Consider the following 14012-nt stretch of genomic DNA (forward strand, 5'->3'; position numbering starts at 1 on the left):
TCATTAAATTAAAAAGATGAAACCCATAAAACAGTTAATTTGTTTTTCTTGTGGCGCGCCTTGCTTTTACTTTTTCAATATGGGTAATTTCACTTTCTACCCAACCATCATTTAAGCGCGTACGTAGCTGTTGTCCCAGTTTAACTTGGGTGGTTTTTTTCAAAACTGCGCCATCAGGTGCTTCGCTAATGCTAAAGCCACGAGCCAGTGTTGCTAATGGGCTAACAGCTTCCATTTTTGAGCACGCTACTGCAAAACGTTGCCTGTAACTGTTCACTAATTGCGTCATCATATTTTGTAAATGGTATTGAACTTGTTGTAAGTGGCGCTGTTGTTTTTGCAATTGTGGTTGTAAATCGTTTTGTTGCAGACGACGATTGGCTCTATCAAATTTAACTGAGGCAGTTTGCAATTGACGAGTCATTGACTGTGCAAGTTTTTGCTGTAATAAATTCAACTGATTATGTTGTCTTGCTAAACGTAATTGCGGGTGTTGCTGTTGTAAACGGTGATGAAGCTTAGCAAAGCGTTGCTGTTGCCCTGCGATGTAATAGTCCATCGCCATTTCAAGGTGTTGTTGTGCTGATTTTATCTGGCGGAGCATTTCTTGTTGGTTACGACTGACCAGTTCCGCGGCAGCGGATGGTGTCGGTGCTCTCACATCCGCCACATAATCTGCAATGGTGACGTCAGTTTCATGGCCTACAGCACTGATGATGGGTAATTGGCTCGAAAATATCGCTCTTGCGACGATTTCCTCATTAAACGCCCATAAGTCTTCTAATGAACCGCCACCGCGGCCAACAATTAATACATCACATTCACGGCGTAAATTTGCTAATTCAATCATACGTGCGATTTGAGCAGGGGCGAGATCCCCTTGAACCGCCGTGGGGTAGATAACAATCGGTAGTGAAGGGTCACGACGGCGAAGAATATTTAAAATATCGTGCAAAGCCGCACCCGTTGCAGAGGTGATAATCCCCACAGATTTTGCTGGGCTGGGTAACGGTTTTTTATGCCGTGTATCAAATAAACCTTGCGCGCTTAGCGTTTGTTTTAGCAACTCGAAACGTTGTTGCAATAACCCTTCGCCCGCAGGTTGCATGCTCTCAATAATTAACTGGTAGTCGCCGCGGGGTTCATATAGCGTGACAGTGGCGCGCACTAAAACCTGTTGCCCATTTTGAGGACGGAAGGTTACCCGTGCATTTTGCCCACGGAACATCGCCGCACGAACTTGTGCACGGTCATCTTTCAGCGTCAGATACCAATGACCTGAACTAGGCTGGGAAAAATTTGAAATTTCTGCAGTTAGCCATATCCGCCCCATTTGCTGATCAAGAAGTTCGCGCACGGCAAGGTTAAGCTTACTAACAGAAAAAATTGCACTATTTTGTGAAGTCGACATGTGAGCCAGATCAAATTTTAAAACAAGGACTTAATCGCTAAATACTAACCTAGCTATCGGAGTTATCAAGTAATTTTTCAAAAAAAGGCTGGAAGCAACCGATTACGGTGTGTATAATGCCGCGGCAATATTTTATACCTTTCCATAACGCTGCCTGGTGGGATATTGCCTATGTTACGCATTAAAAAAGAAGCACTAACTTTCGACGACGTATTACTCGTTCCTGCACACTCAACAGTATTACCAAATACAGCTGATCTCTCTACTCAACTGACTGCAAACATCCGCCTGAACATTCCAATGCTTTCTGCAGCAATGGACACCGTCACTGAATCTGACCTTGCAATCGCCTTGGCTCAAGAAGGTGGGATTGGCTTTATCCACAAGAACATGTCTATCGAGCGTCAAGCGGAAGAAGTTCGCCGCGTGAAAAAACATGAAAGTGGTGTTGTCACAGACCCTGTCACCGTTACCCCAGATACCACTATCCGCGAAGTGCAAGAAATGGCTGAACGTAATGGTTTCGCAGGTTACCCAGTGGTGGCGAAAGACAATTCATTAGTCGGTATCATTACAGGCCGTGATGTGCGTTTCGTGACAGATTTAGACCAACCGGTTACCGCGGTTATGACGCCAAAAGAGCGTTTAGTTACCGTCAAAGAAGGTGAAGCACGCGAAATCGTATTACAAAAAATGCATGAAAAACGCGTAGAAAAAGCCTTAGTCATCGACGATAACTTCCATCTGTTAGGGATGATCACCGTTAAAGACTTCCAGAAAGCAGAACGTAAACCAAACGCATGTAAAGACGAGCAAGGTCGTTTACGTGTTGGTGCTGCGGTTGGTGCTGGTGGTGGCAATGAAGAGCGTATTGATGCGCTGGTTGCAGCTGGTGTAGACGTCTTACTGATAGACTCTTCACACGGCCACTCTGAAGGTGTATTACAACGCATTCGTGAAACTCGCCAAAAATACCCTGACTTACAAATCATTGGTGGTAACGTTGCAACAGCTGAAGGCGCAAAAGCGTTAGCAGATGCAGGCGTGAGCGCAGTGAAAGTCGGTATTGGCCCTGGCTCTATTTGTACTACGCGTATCGTAACGGGTGTTGGTGTACCACAAATTACTGCAATCGCTGAAGCTGCAGAAGCACTTGAAGGCACGGGTATTCCAGTTATTGCTGATGGTGGTATTCGTTTCTCTGGTGATATCTCCAAAGCGATTGCAGCGGGTGCTGCGTGTGTGATGGTGGGTTCGATGTTCGCAGGGACTGAAGAATCTCCGGGTGAAACTATCCTGTTCCAAGGCCGTACTTACAAAGCATACCGTGGTATGGGCTCATTAGGGGCAATGTCTAAAGGCTCTTCAGACCGTTATTTCCAATCTGATAACGCAGCAGACAAATTAGTACCAGAAGGCATCGAAGGCCGTGTTGCCTATAAAGGTCGCCTGAAAGAAATCATTCACCAGCAAATGGGTGGTTTACGTTCCTGTATGGGGCTGACGGGTTGTGGTACCATTGACGCACTGAGAACAAAAGCGGAATTTGTCCGCATCAGTGGCGCGGGTATTCAAGAGAGCCACGTACATGATGTGACTATCACCAAAGAATCACCAAACTATCGTTTGGGACAATAACCGATAACTTTACAGGGTGGTGTGTTGATGTATTGCACATCACCAATTTTTATTTTTGACTTGAATTTTTGGAATTCTCCTCAAATGACAACAAATATCCATAAGCATCGCATCCTTATCCTTGACTTCGGTTCGCAATATACACAGCTGATTGCCCGCCGTATCCGTGAAATTGGCGTTTATTGTGAACTCTGGGCGTGGGACGTTACAGAAGAGCAAATTCGAGAATTTAATCCAAATGGTATTATTCTTTCTGGTGGCCCAGAAAGTACGACTGAGAATGATAGCCCACGAGCACCCGACTACGTCTTCAACGCAGGCGTACCTGTATTAGGAATTTGCTATGGCATGCAAACCATGTCAATGCAACTGGGTGGTGCTGTTGAAGTTTCAGGTGAACGTGAGTTTGGTTACGCAAACGTTGAAATCACTGAACAATGTGAATTATTCCGCGATATCAAAGACTCTCTCAATGAAGCGGGCAAACCTGTTTTAGACGTGTGGATGAGCCATGGCGACAAAGTAACGGCTATCCCTGCGGACTTCAAAACGATTGCAAGCACACCAAGCTGCCCGTATGCCATCATGGCAAACGAAGAGAAAAAATTCTACGGTGTACAGTTCCACCCAGAAGTAACTCACACTCATCAAGGTTTAAATATTTTATCCCGTTTCGTCAAAGATATTTGTCAATGTGAAGCATTATGGACACCTGCTGCAATTATCGAAGACACTGTTGCGCGCTTGAAAGAGCAAATCGGTGATGACCACGTATTGCTGGCATTGTCAGGTGGTGTTGATTCTTCAGTTACCGCTTTACTGTTAAACCGCGCTATTGGTAAACGCTTAACGTGCGTGTTTGTTGATAACGGCTTATTACGTTTAAACGAAGCAGACCAAGTGATGGAAATGTTTGCAGGTAAATTTGACCTGAACATTATCCATGCTAAAGCGGAAGATCGTTTCTTAAACGCCTTAGCGGGGATCAGCGATCCTGAAGCGAAACGTAAGAAAATTGGTCATGTGTTTATTGAAGTTTTCGATGAAGAGTCATCTAAATTACCAAATATCAAGTGGTTAGCACAAGGGACTATCTACCCAGACGTTATTGAGTCAGCAGCATCTGCAACTGGTAAAGCACACGTCATTAAATCTCACCACAATGTGGGTGGATTGCCAGATGACATGAAACTTGGCTTAGTGGAGCCGTTAAAAGAGCTGTTCAAAGACGAAGTGCGTAAAATTGGCTTAGAGTTAGGCCTACCTTATGACATGTTATATCGTCACCCATTCCCAGGCCCAGGTTTAGGGGTTCGTGTATTAGGTGAAGTGAAGAAAGAGTACTGTGACTTACTGCGCCGTGCAGATGCTATCTTTATCGAAGAGCTGCATAAAGCTGACTTATATCATAAAGTTAGCCAAGCATTCACTGTGTTCTTACCTGTTCGCTCTGTTGGCGTTATGGGCGATGGCCGTAAATATGACTGGGTTGTTTCACTGCGTGCAGTTGAAACCATCGACTTTATGACTGCTCATTGGGCACACTTACCATATGATTTCTTAGGCCGCGTTTCTAACCGCATCATCAATGAGGTTAATGGTATTTCCCGCGTGGTTTATGATATCAGCGGCAAGCCACCTGCGACGATTGAGTGGGAATAATATAGTTATTGTTGATAACAGTTTTTAGTTATTGATAAATCCAAAGGCATCAGTTAGTTACTGGTGCCTTTTTGTTTTTAACAGTCTTTAGTAGTTGACAATTGCCGATAATTTTGACGGTATATATGACGGTATCAGAAATAATAATGACTAAATTAATAACTTAATACCGTCGCTAAAAATATAAAAATGACGGTATCACGCAAAGGAATACCGACGTGTTAACCGATAAAAAATTAAAGAGCTTAAAGCCAGAAGATAAGCTTTATAAAGTAGCTGATCGTGATGGTTTGTATGTCGCTGTTACAAAAACTGGTTCCATATCATTTAGATATGACTACCGCTTTAACGGGCGTAGAGAAACGATAACGTTTGGACGTTACAGCGATGACGGTATTACCCTTGCAGAAGCAAGAGAAATGCTAATCGATGCCAAAAAGACGCTGAACGCAGGCGTATCACCAGCTTCACAGAAGCGAGACGGTATTACAAAGCGTAAAGTAGGGTTAACCCTGAAAGACTATACCGTCAAATACCTATCAGAAACCCGTTTCGCAGACAGCACGCTAGATATGAAGACTGCCATTGTCGAAAGGGATTTATACCCAACACTGGGTAAACTACAGCTAGAAGAAATCACGACACAAAAGGTTAGGGCCTTATGTGAAAAAATTAAAGAGCGTGGCGGCAAGTCAACGGCTTTGCAGATACGTGAAATTGTTGGCTCTGTGTTCGACTACGTTATCGATCGTGGCTATGAGATAGAAAATCCTGTTAGCAGTATTAAAGCTTCATCCATCGCTACATTTGAGGCGCGCGATAGGGCAATGACAGCTAAAGAGGTCGGGATATTTTTTAATGAGTTAGAAAATTATAGCTGTTACCCAACACTTAAATTAGCGGTTAAGTTTGTGATATTAACGTTGGTTAGAAAAAGCGAGTTTATAAAGGCGACATGGAGTGAAATAGATTTTGAGGAAAGGGCTTGGGTCATACCTAAGGCGAGGATGAAAGGAAGAAGGGCACACGTAATTTATTTATCTGAGCAAGCCTACGATATCCTCATTGGGTTAAAGGCCTGCGCTATGGGAAGTGAATATTTGATACCGGGAAGACATGATATTAGCAAGCATATGTCTAATGCGTCATTAAACAATGTGATCACTGGTGTCATTAAGCGCCTTAATGATAAAGGGATTAATTTTGAGCCGTTGACGGTGCATGATTTGAGAAGAACAGCCAGCACACTGTTGCATGAAGCTGGCTTTAATTCTGACTGGATAGAGAAGTGTTTAGCCCACGAACAAAAAGGCGTACGTGCTGTTTATAACAAAGCAGAATATGCAGAGCAGCGCCGCGATATGTTACAGCAGTGGGCTAATATGGTGGATGGTTGGATAGAGAAAGAGAAGGGTAAAATTTAATAGGTTTATTTTTCTGAGCCTAAAACTTTTGTGGACAGTAAAGTCGATAGCATCGATGCACCAACCACCAGCCAGAATATGGAATAAAAAAGCCGCTCAATAATTACTGGGCGGCTATCGTTTTCTGCACCAATTACAGAGAAGATATATCCTGCAATCCATGCGTACGCTATCAAAATGAGCTCAATCAACGGTAGCCTCCTTGGTTATAAATTGTGGCCCAGTAAGTTCAATGCTGTTATTCGGGCATTCGTTGCCCCAAGCATCCCAACCCTGTGACATGTCACGCGCAAATAACTCAATGCGACTAACATCGCCGTATAACTGCTCAAGCCTATTTTTAACCTCCCACGGCTTTTGGCTATGTTCACCTAAGCAGCTAAACACAACCTGTTTAACGCTGGCGCTCATGCGTTCTAATCCATTGCCGCGAGTAGCGATTAATACATCCTCGCTATTGGCTCTGGTATAGTTGCCACCATTCATTTTGGTTTCAGCATTGAGTAGATCCAGCATGTCATTAAAATCAAATAAGGTTCCATTTTGCAGGGCTTTATCAAAACGTTCATGAGCCAGTGAGTTGAATTTAACCCATGTAAATGCTTTTGACGTGCGTACGGTGAAGCCCCATGCTTTGGCTAACTCAAATGCTTCTTGCACAAAATTTCCTGTGTACCACATAGCAAGTACTGCATTATCTGCGGCGATGGTATGAACGGGTAGGTGTTTTAAATCGAATAGGCTGGTGGTTTGGTAGTGATTATTTGCGGCACCGTTGGAAACTTTATTGCTGTATTGCCAAGGTGGGTCGCAATAAATAAGGTCATATTTTTTCATTCTCCGCTCCACTATCACTTATATTAAATGGCAATCCATCAGCTTCCATTGGCTTTATGTGAGTAAACGTACATGGGATAATTACACCGCCGAACTCTTGAGCAAACATCAATGCTTGCTTAGCCTGAAGAGAAACATATTGTTTTGGTAATGCTACTTGATAAGTAACGCCATCAATTAATACTAGCGTCGTCATTGCTTGAACTTGTTTCATTGTTATTCTCCGCATCCTTCATTAATAGGAATAATTCCATGGCAGCGCGGTATTGATTCATTCTTTCCACCTCGTAACTTATTTGCCACTCGCAACCATCCACCCAATAAGCAATACCCGCCACCCATGCCTTACACCCGGTGTCAAAAATTAGGGATATCCCATAATCAATAATAATCACCATTGCATCGGCGGGGTTGTTGCATGGGTCGAATGACTCACCATCAACAAGTATTACTGAATAACAGTCGCTAAATTTAAGGAATAACCTCTCAGCAACCTTTTTATTAATCTCGAAGTCAGATAGTTCGGTGTATTTATTCATTGATTAACTCCAACTCTTCTTCAAGCCACCATGACGTTTGACCATCTTCATCTTCAACTAAATAAGGTAATACGGCATCTTTATCGTCAATGGTATAAATGGTTGCTTTGATATCCCACGGTTTAATTTTAACTTTATCGCCGACTTTAAATTTCATTATCATCCTCTAATATTTTATTAATCGTATCTCTGATATCAATTAAGTCTTGTTTTGTTACATCCATATTCCAAGACGGAACATTTAAAACAAAGCAATCCTTTATTGTAGGTTCTATTTCAATGCAATCTCTATAATTTTCTAATCCAGCATAATATTTACCTTTCATTCCATACCTCGCCACACTTAATCTCAACATCCCGCACCTGCATTATCTGCATAGCACGGCTCTCGCATTCTTGCTGTGTGTATATTGCTCAGATACAGGCACAGCAGAACCCTGTATTAGCATGAGTAATACATATCCGATTATTTGCATTGTTATTTATCTAGGCGGTAGAGTGGGATATTAGTTTCTTCTGTAGGGTCTTCATTTAAAAATAGCTGACCGTATATTTCAATTTCATTAATATCAATTTCGGCAGCGTAACCAACAGGCTCCAAGCTATTAATTAAACTCTCGCGTGATGCTTGCCACCAATACCACGCTTGACGAGGAGTCATATAATAATATTCACCAGTGTCATCATTTATTTTAAATATGTCACTTGTAGGTAACTCGACTCGTTTCTTAAACTCTTCTTCAAATTGCTGCCTTGATTTATCCATCATGATGACCCTCTAATTTTATTAGCTAAACTAAATGTAAAGTCAGCGTTATAATCTGATTCAGTTTTAAGTGGTAATTTATATAACTCGTCATTCTGGTTTAATAAATACATACCAAAACTAGTAATGCTGTAATAATTTTTACTATGGCGACGAACGACGCCTAATTCAGCTAAGCGTTGCATTTTATCTTTTGGTACATCATATGGCTGGCTATCTTCGCAAGTTTCATTGAATCGTTTTAAATTATTCAAATCATCTTCTTGCAGGAAATTAATAATTGACTTATCCATCACTCCACCTTTAATCCTCTGGCTGCACCCAGTAATCAATAAGTGACTCTATTGCATCACTAACAATTACACCTTGCTCAGATTCAGTTAATTGGTTCCATTCATCTTCGGTCATTCCTAAACCTGTTTCAGAATCAGAGCCAACCTTATTTGTCCTTACAACTAAAACCATCTGCTTACTCATATTCATTCCTCTTATTGCATCCCTGCGAGTTAAATTATTCCTAATTCATCTTCAATTTTGAGCAATGATTCAGGGTTGGTAGTGACAGGCTTAGCCATCCAATCAACTGATACCAAACGCCCATTAACTAAAACTCCGATATTAAAATCATCAGATTCACGCTGTTGCCATCCATTTTTAATGGCATCGTTACGGTTATCGAACCTTTGATAGTCGGTGTAGTAATTAATGCCGCTGCCTTGGTCGTTACACCAAGCTTGAGCGCAGATGTAAATGTATTCTGTTTTCATATCTATCTCCTGTTTGCATCCTTGCAAATATATCCTTGGATTAAACGTATGGCTTAATATCGAATTGTTTAAACCATTCTTTTATTTCGTCGTATTCGTCATCACTAATTTCATTTTCTTCTAGCCATTCTTCAAATGAATCTCTGGCAGCGTCTTTCGTTAGGTAATAAATAAAATTTTGCAGTTTATTTGGCGTACTCATGGTTATATCCTTTGGTTAAATCACATAGGGAAGGGCTATTGCTTAGCCTTTTTTGCACCGGGTGCTTGTCTGGCTTGTTTTATGTTTTCTTCGTCTTCTTTGTACATGGTTGGATTGGTGATGCAGCTATCTAAATAAGCATTCACTTCATCCAACAAATAAACATGCTTGCGCGGGGCTAGATAGATTTTCCTTAGAATGCCTTCTTTATCACGGCTATCTAATGCCGTTCTTCCTAAACCAGTTACTTTTTTAACTAAGTCAGAAGAGATAACTTTGCCAAAGGTACCGATTTCTTCTATGCCAATAATTTCTAATTTTAATGATTCTAAATTCATAATTTCCCCTAAGGTGGGGCGGACCCCACCATCAAGTTTATTACTGGTATTCGTCTTTCATGTCGTTCAGTGTCAGGCTGAATGAATCGAACAGCTCATCGCCAAGCTTGCGTTTGTTGGCGTTAAGGAATTGAAAAACCTTTTCGAAAGCTGCTTTAGCTTCTGGTGAACCACCAGCAGGCAGGCTGTTAATTTGTGCCTCAAGGTTGTTATTTGCATCGATGCGGTGATGTGCTTGAACGCATTTGTTTTTTAGCTCGGTATATAAAGCTGTACCCATCACGCCTTTCAGGTCTTCAATCCGTACACGAACAGCTTTGCATTCATCAAGTGTTATCGCATTGTTGATTACTAGCCGTATTTCATCAGGGTTAAAACCATCATCAACAATCTCACCTGTGATTACATTGCTATCGCCGCTGGTGGCTTCATGATGCTGTTCAGGCTCATTTTGCTGAGTGATTTCATTAAGGCTTACACGCTCTTTTTGTGGGGTAACATCTTTGATTGGTGCATCTGGTAGCTCATCGTGGGTATAAACACCTAGAATCACTTCCGGGCAATATAGTCGCGCCCAATATTTAACAGCTAGGTAAGCAAGTTGTTGCTTTGGATTTGTTGACCATAAAGGTGAATTGCGAGTAACGACACTAGATAGATAAATGCGTTCCCCCCATGTGATTTCGCTATCGCCTCGTAAAATAGCACCTACACGTATCCACAATCCGTGTTCGTCGGCATCAGTCCAATCACGGACACGAAACGAATAATCTTTACCGTTTCGATTTTTGGTAAGCTCTTTGCTCTTGGTGAGTTTTTCCCAGCCGCCTTCGCTATATTCATAATGAAAACGACCATGAATAGCGGTTGAAGTAGAAACTAGGGAGTTAATTAACTGGGCTTCATAACCAAGGACGCCGTTAACGGTATAGGTTTTTTGTGCAACAACAAACGGGTTCATATCCCATTGTATTGCCTGCATGACAATTGCTAAGCAGTCAGATGATTTACCCCTTAAATGGTCTGGTACGGTAACTGTTCCCTCAGCCATTAACTTAGAAAACTCAACTAAGCTTTGCAGTTTGTCAGGGCTAAACATGACTAAATTATTACTTTGATTGATAGTTGCCACTTCTGACATGATGATTACCTCTAAATTGATAAGCGCCACGCAGTAAGCAGGGCGCTAGAATGGATTAAGCTTCTTCTAATTGAAGTTCTTCTAACTTACGTGTTTCAAAGTCAGTAAGATTAATGGTGAGTGTTTCGGTGACTGGAGCAGGCCATATGCCAGTATTCATTGAATTATTGATATCGCGCAGCGTCTTTTTGTACTCCAAACGACCGAGCTCTAATAACTCTGGTGAGGCTTCTACGATGGCAACCCAGTGGTAATGAGGATCAGAATTAACGAATATCCAATAAAACTGGTCAAGTTGCGCGATATCTGAATACATACCTGCACTAATGTGATAATCGCGATTAAGTATTTCCCTACGGATCATCGATGTAATTGCATCTTGTTTAAATCGACCAAGAGAGACGGATTTCAAATCAAAGCCAATTCGATGATTATCATTCAGTTGAATTTCAATATCTGGCCTAACTCTTGTTTCAAGCCCTGTATCATCATCAACACCGTAATAACTAACTTCTGAAACTCGGTTTGGATGGTTGATTAACGCGCTAGCCTCAGGATGATTTATTACAGCATCACGCATGTCTTTAGCAGTTTGAAAATCAATTGTTTCAACTTGAATTTTAGTTTCGTCACCTCTCCAAGCGCTGATTAAATCATCTTCAAATATTGCATCTGGTTTAATCGCTTTAATTGATGCTGCAATTTCTTCTTTCTTGCCTGATTTTTTGAGAGGTTCAGGTTTACTAATTTCCTCGCCCCATAAATCAGGATTAATTGCGTAAACTTGATTGAGTAAAAAATCACGACTTCCAGATGTTTTTAATGGCTCTGGTAGTGTTGCGTTAAACTCTTTAATACATGCTTTCATTGCGGCTGCGGTGTGTTTATCTGATTCAGGTATTTTTCTAAATTCATCAGGTAAATCAGCATATAGCCCGCCAATTTCCTCAACTGAGCCAGATAACGGTAATGGTGCTGGTAGTGTTGCGTTATGAGCTTCAATTATTGCTTTTAGCTCGTCAGTGCTGCGTGGTTGAGGTAAACCAGCATTATATTCATCAATCCATTTCGTCATTGATTCAGTGTTTGTAAATGCTCCCTCTGGAATAGAAGGGCGAACACTAAATTCAGAACCGAATTTTTCAGGCTCCATTGTTAATGTATGAAACGCACTACCTAAATCAAAACAGCGTTTATTTTCACGAAGAATGATTTTGCTTACATGTCTGAGGTTGTAATACATCAGGCTTATACGAGCATCTTTCAGCATTGAACTACTGATACCGTTTGAGCTGTGATAAACATCATTAGGGATATCAGGGTAACGCCCAGGTTCAAAGTAAGGTGGTTCATTTACGGGGCATTCTTCAATAATTTCTGGTTCTGCATTACCGGGTTGTTTATCTTCACTCGCGTGAGTAATCACATCAGGTTTAGTAGGTTCGGTAACTTCTTCTTTATTAGGTGAAACCAAAGACTGGAAGTATTTTTTACGGTCAACATTAGAGCGGAATTTTTCAGGGTTCTTAATGACATGAATGTAAGCGTTGATAATGTCGTTATCATGCAGAAACATCAGCTTTGGCGTTGATGTGGTGGTTATGCTTAACTCAAAAGCTACCTTTTCGAACGGTTCAAATTCTTCGCTAGTGGCTGTTTTGTTTAAGTGATTAGTTAGCTTATCAATATTTTCAGGCGTGTTAATGTCATTGGCCATTAAGATTGCGCTAACAATGTTGCTTAATTTGCGTTGGTCAAATTGCTCTTGTTCTTGATTGCTCATTAGATAATTCCTTGTCGGTTTGAATTGCTATCCAAGTGACGAAAGCCCACTCGATACCATCTTTAAAGTTTATGAATTCTTGTCTTTTTCCACGTACGATAAATACATGAAAACCATTTTCGATAAAAAACATCATTTCAATCACCTTAGATAAACAAATTGTTTATGTTTGTGGCGTGAAAAAAATCCAGCTAAAACAGCTAGATTGATTAATATTGTCACTGTCCAAATCTTGCATTCCGAATCTACGGGTTAGCTAAGACATTCTGCGGCTCACAGAATTTAGGAGTGTGATAGCCATTCTGTATTGTTAAAGAGCATTAACCTTGTGGGTTAATATGGGATAAAGAATAAACCATAAAAGACAGTTGTCAACTGTTAAAAACAAATAAATAACCAGAGTGTTTATCTTTTCTGTAAATAAAAAAGCCAGCTCGAGGCTGGCTATAAATGTAATGCTTTGTTTTACTTTTCGTTTTTACTAATAATAAACTCAATAAAGTCTTGTATCTTTTCTTTCTCACATAATGGCAATGCCGCAAATTTTTTATGATCGTAATGAAGGACATCTGAATCATCTTTAGACATGAGTAATTCGTATGGCTTACGACCTAAGGCTTCCGCAATAGCAGCAACGCTATCAACAGTAGCACTGGACTCATTCTTAATAATGCGGTTTACAGTGGCTTGGCCTAAACCGGATTTAACTGACAACTGGGCCTGTGATTTAAAGCCATCAATTAGCATAAATGTTGTGATGTTATCCCCAAGTATGCGCCCAATGTCGGTAGGCTGGCGTGCTAACTCATCTGCAATCTGTTCAGCAGGCACATTCAAGTGATCCTTGTCCATGTAATACTTAGGTAGCTTGGTAAGGTGCTCAATCTTTCTAGCAATAGGATCGCTAAGCGAACGATGGCTTTTCATGTCAGAGGACATTAAATAACGAGAAATAACATTAGGAGCACAACCAAGCGCTGCCGCTAGGCTCTTCTGTTTCCCTTCGTAATGCTTTTCTATCACAAAGACAAGATTGTCTCTTCTGATATCCTGAATGCTTTTCACTGTATTTTTCCCTTGCGTTTATTTTGTTCGATATTGTTTATTCTGTTTATCTATTAAATATCAAATTAACCTTTGAGGTAAATTCCCAATTTGTTTATCATTATTTCAAATCTTGATTGATGTTTATCTTTTTAGGTGGTTAATATGGCATTTACAGACTTCAAAACATTCTGGAATGGTCTATCTAAACGTGAGCGCCAGCAATTTGCAGACAGCGCAAACCTGACCGTTCAGTATATTTCCATTCATCTACGCTATTGCAGCCGTAGCGTGTCATTACAGACAGCTAAGCGGTTACAGAAAGCGCTTAACTCATTCGGTATAGAGCTAACGTTAGACCAAATAGCAGACAAATTTATGAAGTAAATCTCACTAGGCCGCGAAAGCGGTCTTTTTTTGATTGGCGTGATAAACAATAGATCTTTTATGGTTGATTTAT

The 14012-nt window shown here is 41.0% G+C and carries 21 protein-coding genes; 4 read left to right on the forward strand and 17 right to left on the reverse strand.

Going from position 1 to position 14012, the window contains the following annotated elements:
• Positions 1 to 34 precede the first annotated feature (34 nt).
• The gene (gene xseA, locus AABS66_RS05160; protein WP_430224637.1) at positions 35 to 1411 is read right to left on the reverse strand and encodes an exodeoxyribonuclease VII large subunit; all 1377 of its coding nucleotides are present in this window, start codon (positions 1409 to 1411) and stop codon (positions 35 to 37) included.
• A 171-nt stretch (positions 1412 to 1582) separates the two neighbouring features.
• Here xseA and guaB point away from each other — a divergent pair, with 171 nt between their 5' ends.
• The 3 genes from guaB to AABS66_RS05175 all read left to right on the forward strand — a co-directional run bounded on the left by guaB (position 1583) and on the right by AABS66_RS05175 (position 6135).
• Entirely contained in the window at positions 1583 to 3049 is a 1467-nt protein-coding gene (gene guaB / locus AABS66_RS05165) for an IMP dehydrogenase (protein ID WP_206086581.1), read from the forward strand.
• Between the two features lie 84 nt (positions 3050 to 3133).
• On the forward strand, positions 3134 to 4711 hold the full coding sequence (gene guaA, locus AABS66_RS05170; RefSeq protein WP_206086582.1) for a glutamine-hydrolyzing GMP synthase: 1578 nt from the start codon (positions 3134 to 3136) through the stop codon (positions 4709 to 4711).
• A gap of 218 nt (positions 4712 to 4929) precedes the next feature.
• Complete coding sequence (locus AABS66_RS05175; RefSeq protein ID WP_430224638.1) at positions 4930 to 6135, forward strand: tyrosine-type recombinase/integrase; 1206 nt, start codon at positions 4930 to 4932, stop codon at positions 6133 to 6135.
• A gap of 5 nt (positions 6136 to 6140) precedes the next feature.
• Here AABS66_RS05175 and AABS66_RS05180 read toward each other — a convergent pair whose 3' ends face one another.
• The 16 genes from AABS66_RS05180 to AABS66_RS05255 all read right to left on the reverse strand — a co-directional run bounded on the left by AABS66_RS05180 (position 6141) and on the right by AABS66_RS05255 (position 13573).
• Positions 6141 to 6326: a hypothetical protein gene (locus tag AABS66_RS05180; protein ID WP_430224639.1), complete on the reverse strand. Its 186-nt coding sequence runs from the start codon at positions 6324 to 6326 to the stop codon at positions 6141 to 6143.
• Positions 6319 to 6972, reverse strand: a complete 654-nt coding sequence (locus AABS66_RS05185; RefSeq protein WP_430224641.1) for an MT-A70 family methyltransferase — start codon at positions 6970 to 6972, stop codon at positions 6319 to 6321. The genes AABS66_RS05180 and AABS66_RS05185 overlap by 8 nt, the downstream gene beginning before the upstream one ends.
• Positions 6959 to 7186: a hypothetical protein gene (locus AABS66_RS05190; RefSeq protein WP_430224642.1), complete on the reverse strand. Its 228-nt coding sequence runs from the start codon at positions 7184 to 7186 to the stop codon at positions 6959 to 6961. Before AABS66_RS05190 ends, AABS66_RS05185 begins: the two co-directional genes overlap by 14 nt.
• Positions 7146 to 7511: a phage protein NinX family protein gene (locus AABS66_RS05195; RefSeq protein WP_430224643.1), complete on the reverse strand. Its 366-nt coding sequence runs from the start codon at positions 7509 to 7511 to the stop codon at positions 7146 to 7148. Before AABS66_RS05195 ends, AABS66_RS05190 begins: the two co-directional genes overlap by 41 nt.
• Positions 7504 to 7668 (reverse strand): hypothetical protein, encoded by a 165-nt coding sequence (locus AABS66_RS05200; protein WP_430224644.1) that lies wholly within the window; start codon positions 7666 to 7668, stop codon positions 7504 to 7506. The genes AABS66_RS05195 and AABS66_RS05200 overlap by 8 nt, the downstream gene beginning before the upstream one ends.
• Positions 7658 to 7837: a hypothetical protein gene (locus AABS66_RS05205; RefSeq protein ID WP_430224645.1), complete on the reverse strand. Its 180-nt coding sequence runs from the start codon at positions 7835 to 7837 to the stop codon at positions 7658 to 7660. Before AABS66_RS05205 ends, AABS66_RS05200 begins: the two co-directional genes overlap by 11 nt.
• A gap of 152 nt (positions 7838 to 7989) precedes the next feature.
• Entirely contained in the window at positions 7990 to 8280 is a 291-nt protein-coding gene (locus tag AABS66_RS05210; RefSeq protein ID WP_430224646.1) for a hypothetical protein, read from the reverse strand.
• Positions 8277 to 8570, reverse strand: coding sequence for a hypothetical protein (locus tag AABS66_RS05215; RefSeq protein WP_166686746.1), 294 nt, complete (start codon positions 8568 to 8570; stop codon positions 8277 to 8279). Before AABS66_RS05215 ends, AABS66_RS05210 begins: the two co-directional genes overlap by 4 nt.
• 10 nt (positions 8571 to 8580) lie before the next feature.
• Positions 8581 to 8754 (reverse strand): DUF7167 family protein, encoded by a 174-nt coding sequence (locus AABS66_RS05220; protein ID WP_430224647.1) that lies wholly within the window; start codon positions 8752 to 8754, stop codon positions 8581 to 8583.
• 29 nt (positions 8755 to 8783) lie between these two features.
• Positions 8784 to 9044: an antitoxin gene (locus AABS66_RS05225; RefSeq protein WP_430224648.1), complete on the reverse strand. Its 261-nt coding sequence runs from the start codon at positions 9042 to 9044 to the stop codon at positions 8784 to 8786.
• Positions 9045 to 9084: 40 nt separating this feature from the next.
• Positions 9085 to 9246, reverse strand: coding sequence for a hypothetical protein (locus AABS66_RS05230; RefSeq protein ID WP_181489734.1), 162 nt, complete (start codon positions 9244 to 9246; stop codon positions 9085 to 9087).
• 35 nt (positions 9247 to 9281) lie between these two features.
• Positions 9282 to 9584: a hypothetical protein gene (locus AABS66_RS05235; protein WP_430224649.1), complete on the reverse strand. Its 303-nt coding sequence runs from the start codon at positions 9582 to 9584 to the stop codon at positions 9282 to 9284.
• Between the two features lie 40 nt (positions 9585 to 9624).
• Positions 9625 to 10725: a RecT family recombinase gene (locus tag AABS66_RS05240; protein ID WP_430224650.1), complete on the reverse strand. Its 1101-nt coding sequence runs from the start codon at positions 10723 to 10725 to the stop codon at positions 9625 to 9627.
• Positions 10726 to 10780: 55 nt separating this feature from the next.
• Positions 10781 to 12508: a PD-(D/E)XK nuclease-like domain-containing protein gene (locus AABS66_RS05245; RefSeq protein WP_430224651.1), complete on the reverse strand. Its 1728-nt coding sequence runs from the start codon at positions 12506 to 12508 to the stop codon at positions 10781 to 10783.
• On the reverse strand, positions 12480 to 12644 hold the full coding sequence (locus AABS66_RS05250; protein WP_172767124.1) for a hypothetical protein: 165 nt from the start codon (positions 12642 to 12644) through the stop codon (positions 12480 to 12482). The genes AABS66_RS05245 and AABS66_RS05250 overlap by 29 nt, the downstream gene beginning before the upstream one ends.
• A 329-nt stretch (positions 12645 to 12973) precedes the next feature.
• Positions 12974 to 13573, reverse strand: a complete 600-nt coding sequence (locus AABS66_RS05255) for a helix-turn-helix domain-containing protein (protein ID WP_181488008.1) — start codon at positions 13571 to 13573, stop codon at positions 12974 to 12976.
• A 144-nt stretch (positions 13574 to 13717) separates the two neighbouring features.
• Here AABS66_RS05255 and AABS66_RS05260 point away from each other — a divergent pair, with 144 nt between their 5' ends.
• On the forward strand, positions 13718 to 13939 hold the full coding sequence (locus AABS66_RS05260) for a hypothetical protein (protein WP_061063965.1): 222 nt from the start codon (positions 13718 to 13720) through the stop codon (positions 13937 to 13939).
• Positions 13940 to 14012 lie beyond the last annotated feature (73 nt).

Source organism: Providencia sp. SP181, from assembly GCF_050446505.1.
In the GTDB taxonomy this organism is placed as follows: Bacteria; Pseudomonadota; Gammaproteobacteria; order Enterobacterales; family Enterobacteriaceae; genus Providencia; species Providencia vermicola.

Bases quoted from the DNA above. Each gene is read 5' to 3' on its own strand.
- xseA (WP_430224637.1), bottom strand. From the start codon at position 1,411: ATGTCGACTTCACAAAATAGTGCAATTTTTTCTGTTAGTAAGCTTAAC.
- guaB (WP_206086581.1), top strand. From the start codon at position 1,583: ATGTTACGCATTAAAAAAGAAGCACTAACTTTCGACGACGTATTACTC.
- guaA (WP_206086582.1), top strand. From the start codon at position 3,134: ATGACAACAAATATCCATAAGCATCGCATCCTTATCCTTGACTTCGGT.
- AABS66_RS05185 (WP_430224641.1), bottom strand. From the start codon at position 6,972: ATGAAAAAATATGACCTTATTTATTGCGACCCACCTTGGCAATACAGC.
- AABS66_RS05190 (WP_430224642.1), bottom strand. From the start codon at position 7,186: ATGAAACAAGTTCAAGCAATGACGACGCTAGTATTAATTGATGGCGTT.
- AABS66_RS05195 (WP_430224643.1), bottom strand. From the start codon at position 7,511: ATGAATAAATACACCGAACTATCTGACTTCGAGATTAATAAAAAGGTT.
- AABS66_RS05200 (WP_430224644.1), bottom strand. From the start codon at position 7,668: ATGAAATTTAAAGTCGGCGATAAAGTTAAAATTAAACCGTGGGATATC.
- AABS66_RS05205 (WP_430224645.1), bottom strand. From the start codon at position 7,837: ATGAAAGGTAAATATTATGCTGGATTAGAAAATTATAGAGATTGCATT.
- AABS66_RS05210 (WP_430224646.1), bottom strand. From the start codon at position 8,280: ATGATGGATAAATCAAGGCAGCAATTTGAAGAAGAGTTTAAGAAACGA.
- AABS66_RS05215 (WP_166686746.1), bottom strand. From the start codon at position 8,570: ATGGATAAGTCAATTATTAATTTCCTGCAAGAAGATGATTTGAATAAT.
- AABS66_RS05220 (WP_430224647.1), bottom strand. From the start codon at position 8,754: ATGAGTAAGCAGATGGTTTTAGTTGTAAGGACAAATAAGGTTGGCTCT.
- AABS66_RS05225 (WP_430224648.1), bottom strand. From the start codon at position 9,044: ATGAAAACAGAATACATTTACATCTGCGCTCAAGCTTGGTGTAACGAC.
- AABS66_RS05230 (WP_181489734.1), bottom strand. From the start codon at position 9,246: ATGAGTACGCCAAATAAACTGCAAAATTTTATTTATTACCTAACGAAA.
- AABS66_RS05235 (WP_430224649.1), bottom strand. From the start codon at position 9,584: ATGAATTTAGAATCATTAAAATTAGAAATTATTGGCATAGAAGAAATC.
- AABS66_RS05240 (WP_430224650.1), bottom strand. From the start codon at position 10,725: ATGTCAGAAGTGGCAACTATCAATCAAAGTAATAATTTAGTCATGTTT.
- AABS66_RS05245 (WP_430224651.1), bottom strand. From the start codon at position 12,508: ATGAGCAATCAAGAACAAGAGCAATTTGACCAACGCAAATTAAGCAAC.
- AABS66_RS05250 (WP_172767124.1), bottom strand. From the start codon at position 12,644: ATGATGTTTTTTATCGAAAATGGTTTTCATGTATTTATCGTACGTGGA.
- AABS66_RS05260 (WP_061063965.1), top strand. From the start codon at position 13,718: ATGGCATTTACAGACTTCAAAACATTCTGGAATGGTCTATCTAAACGT.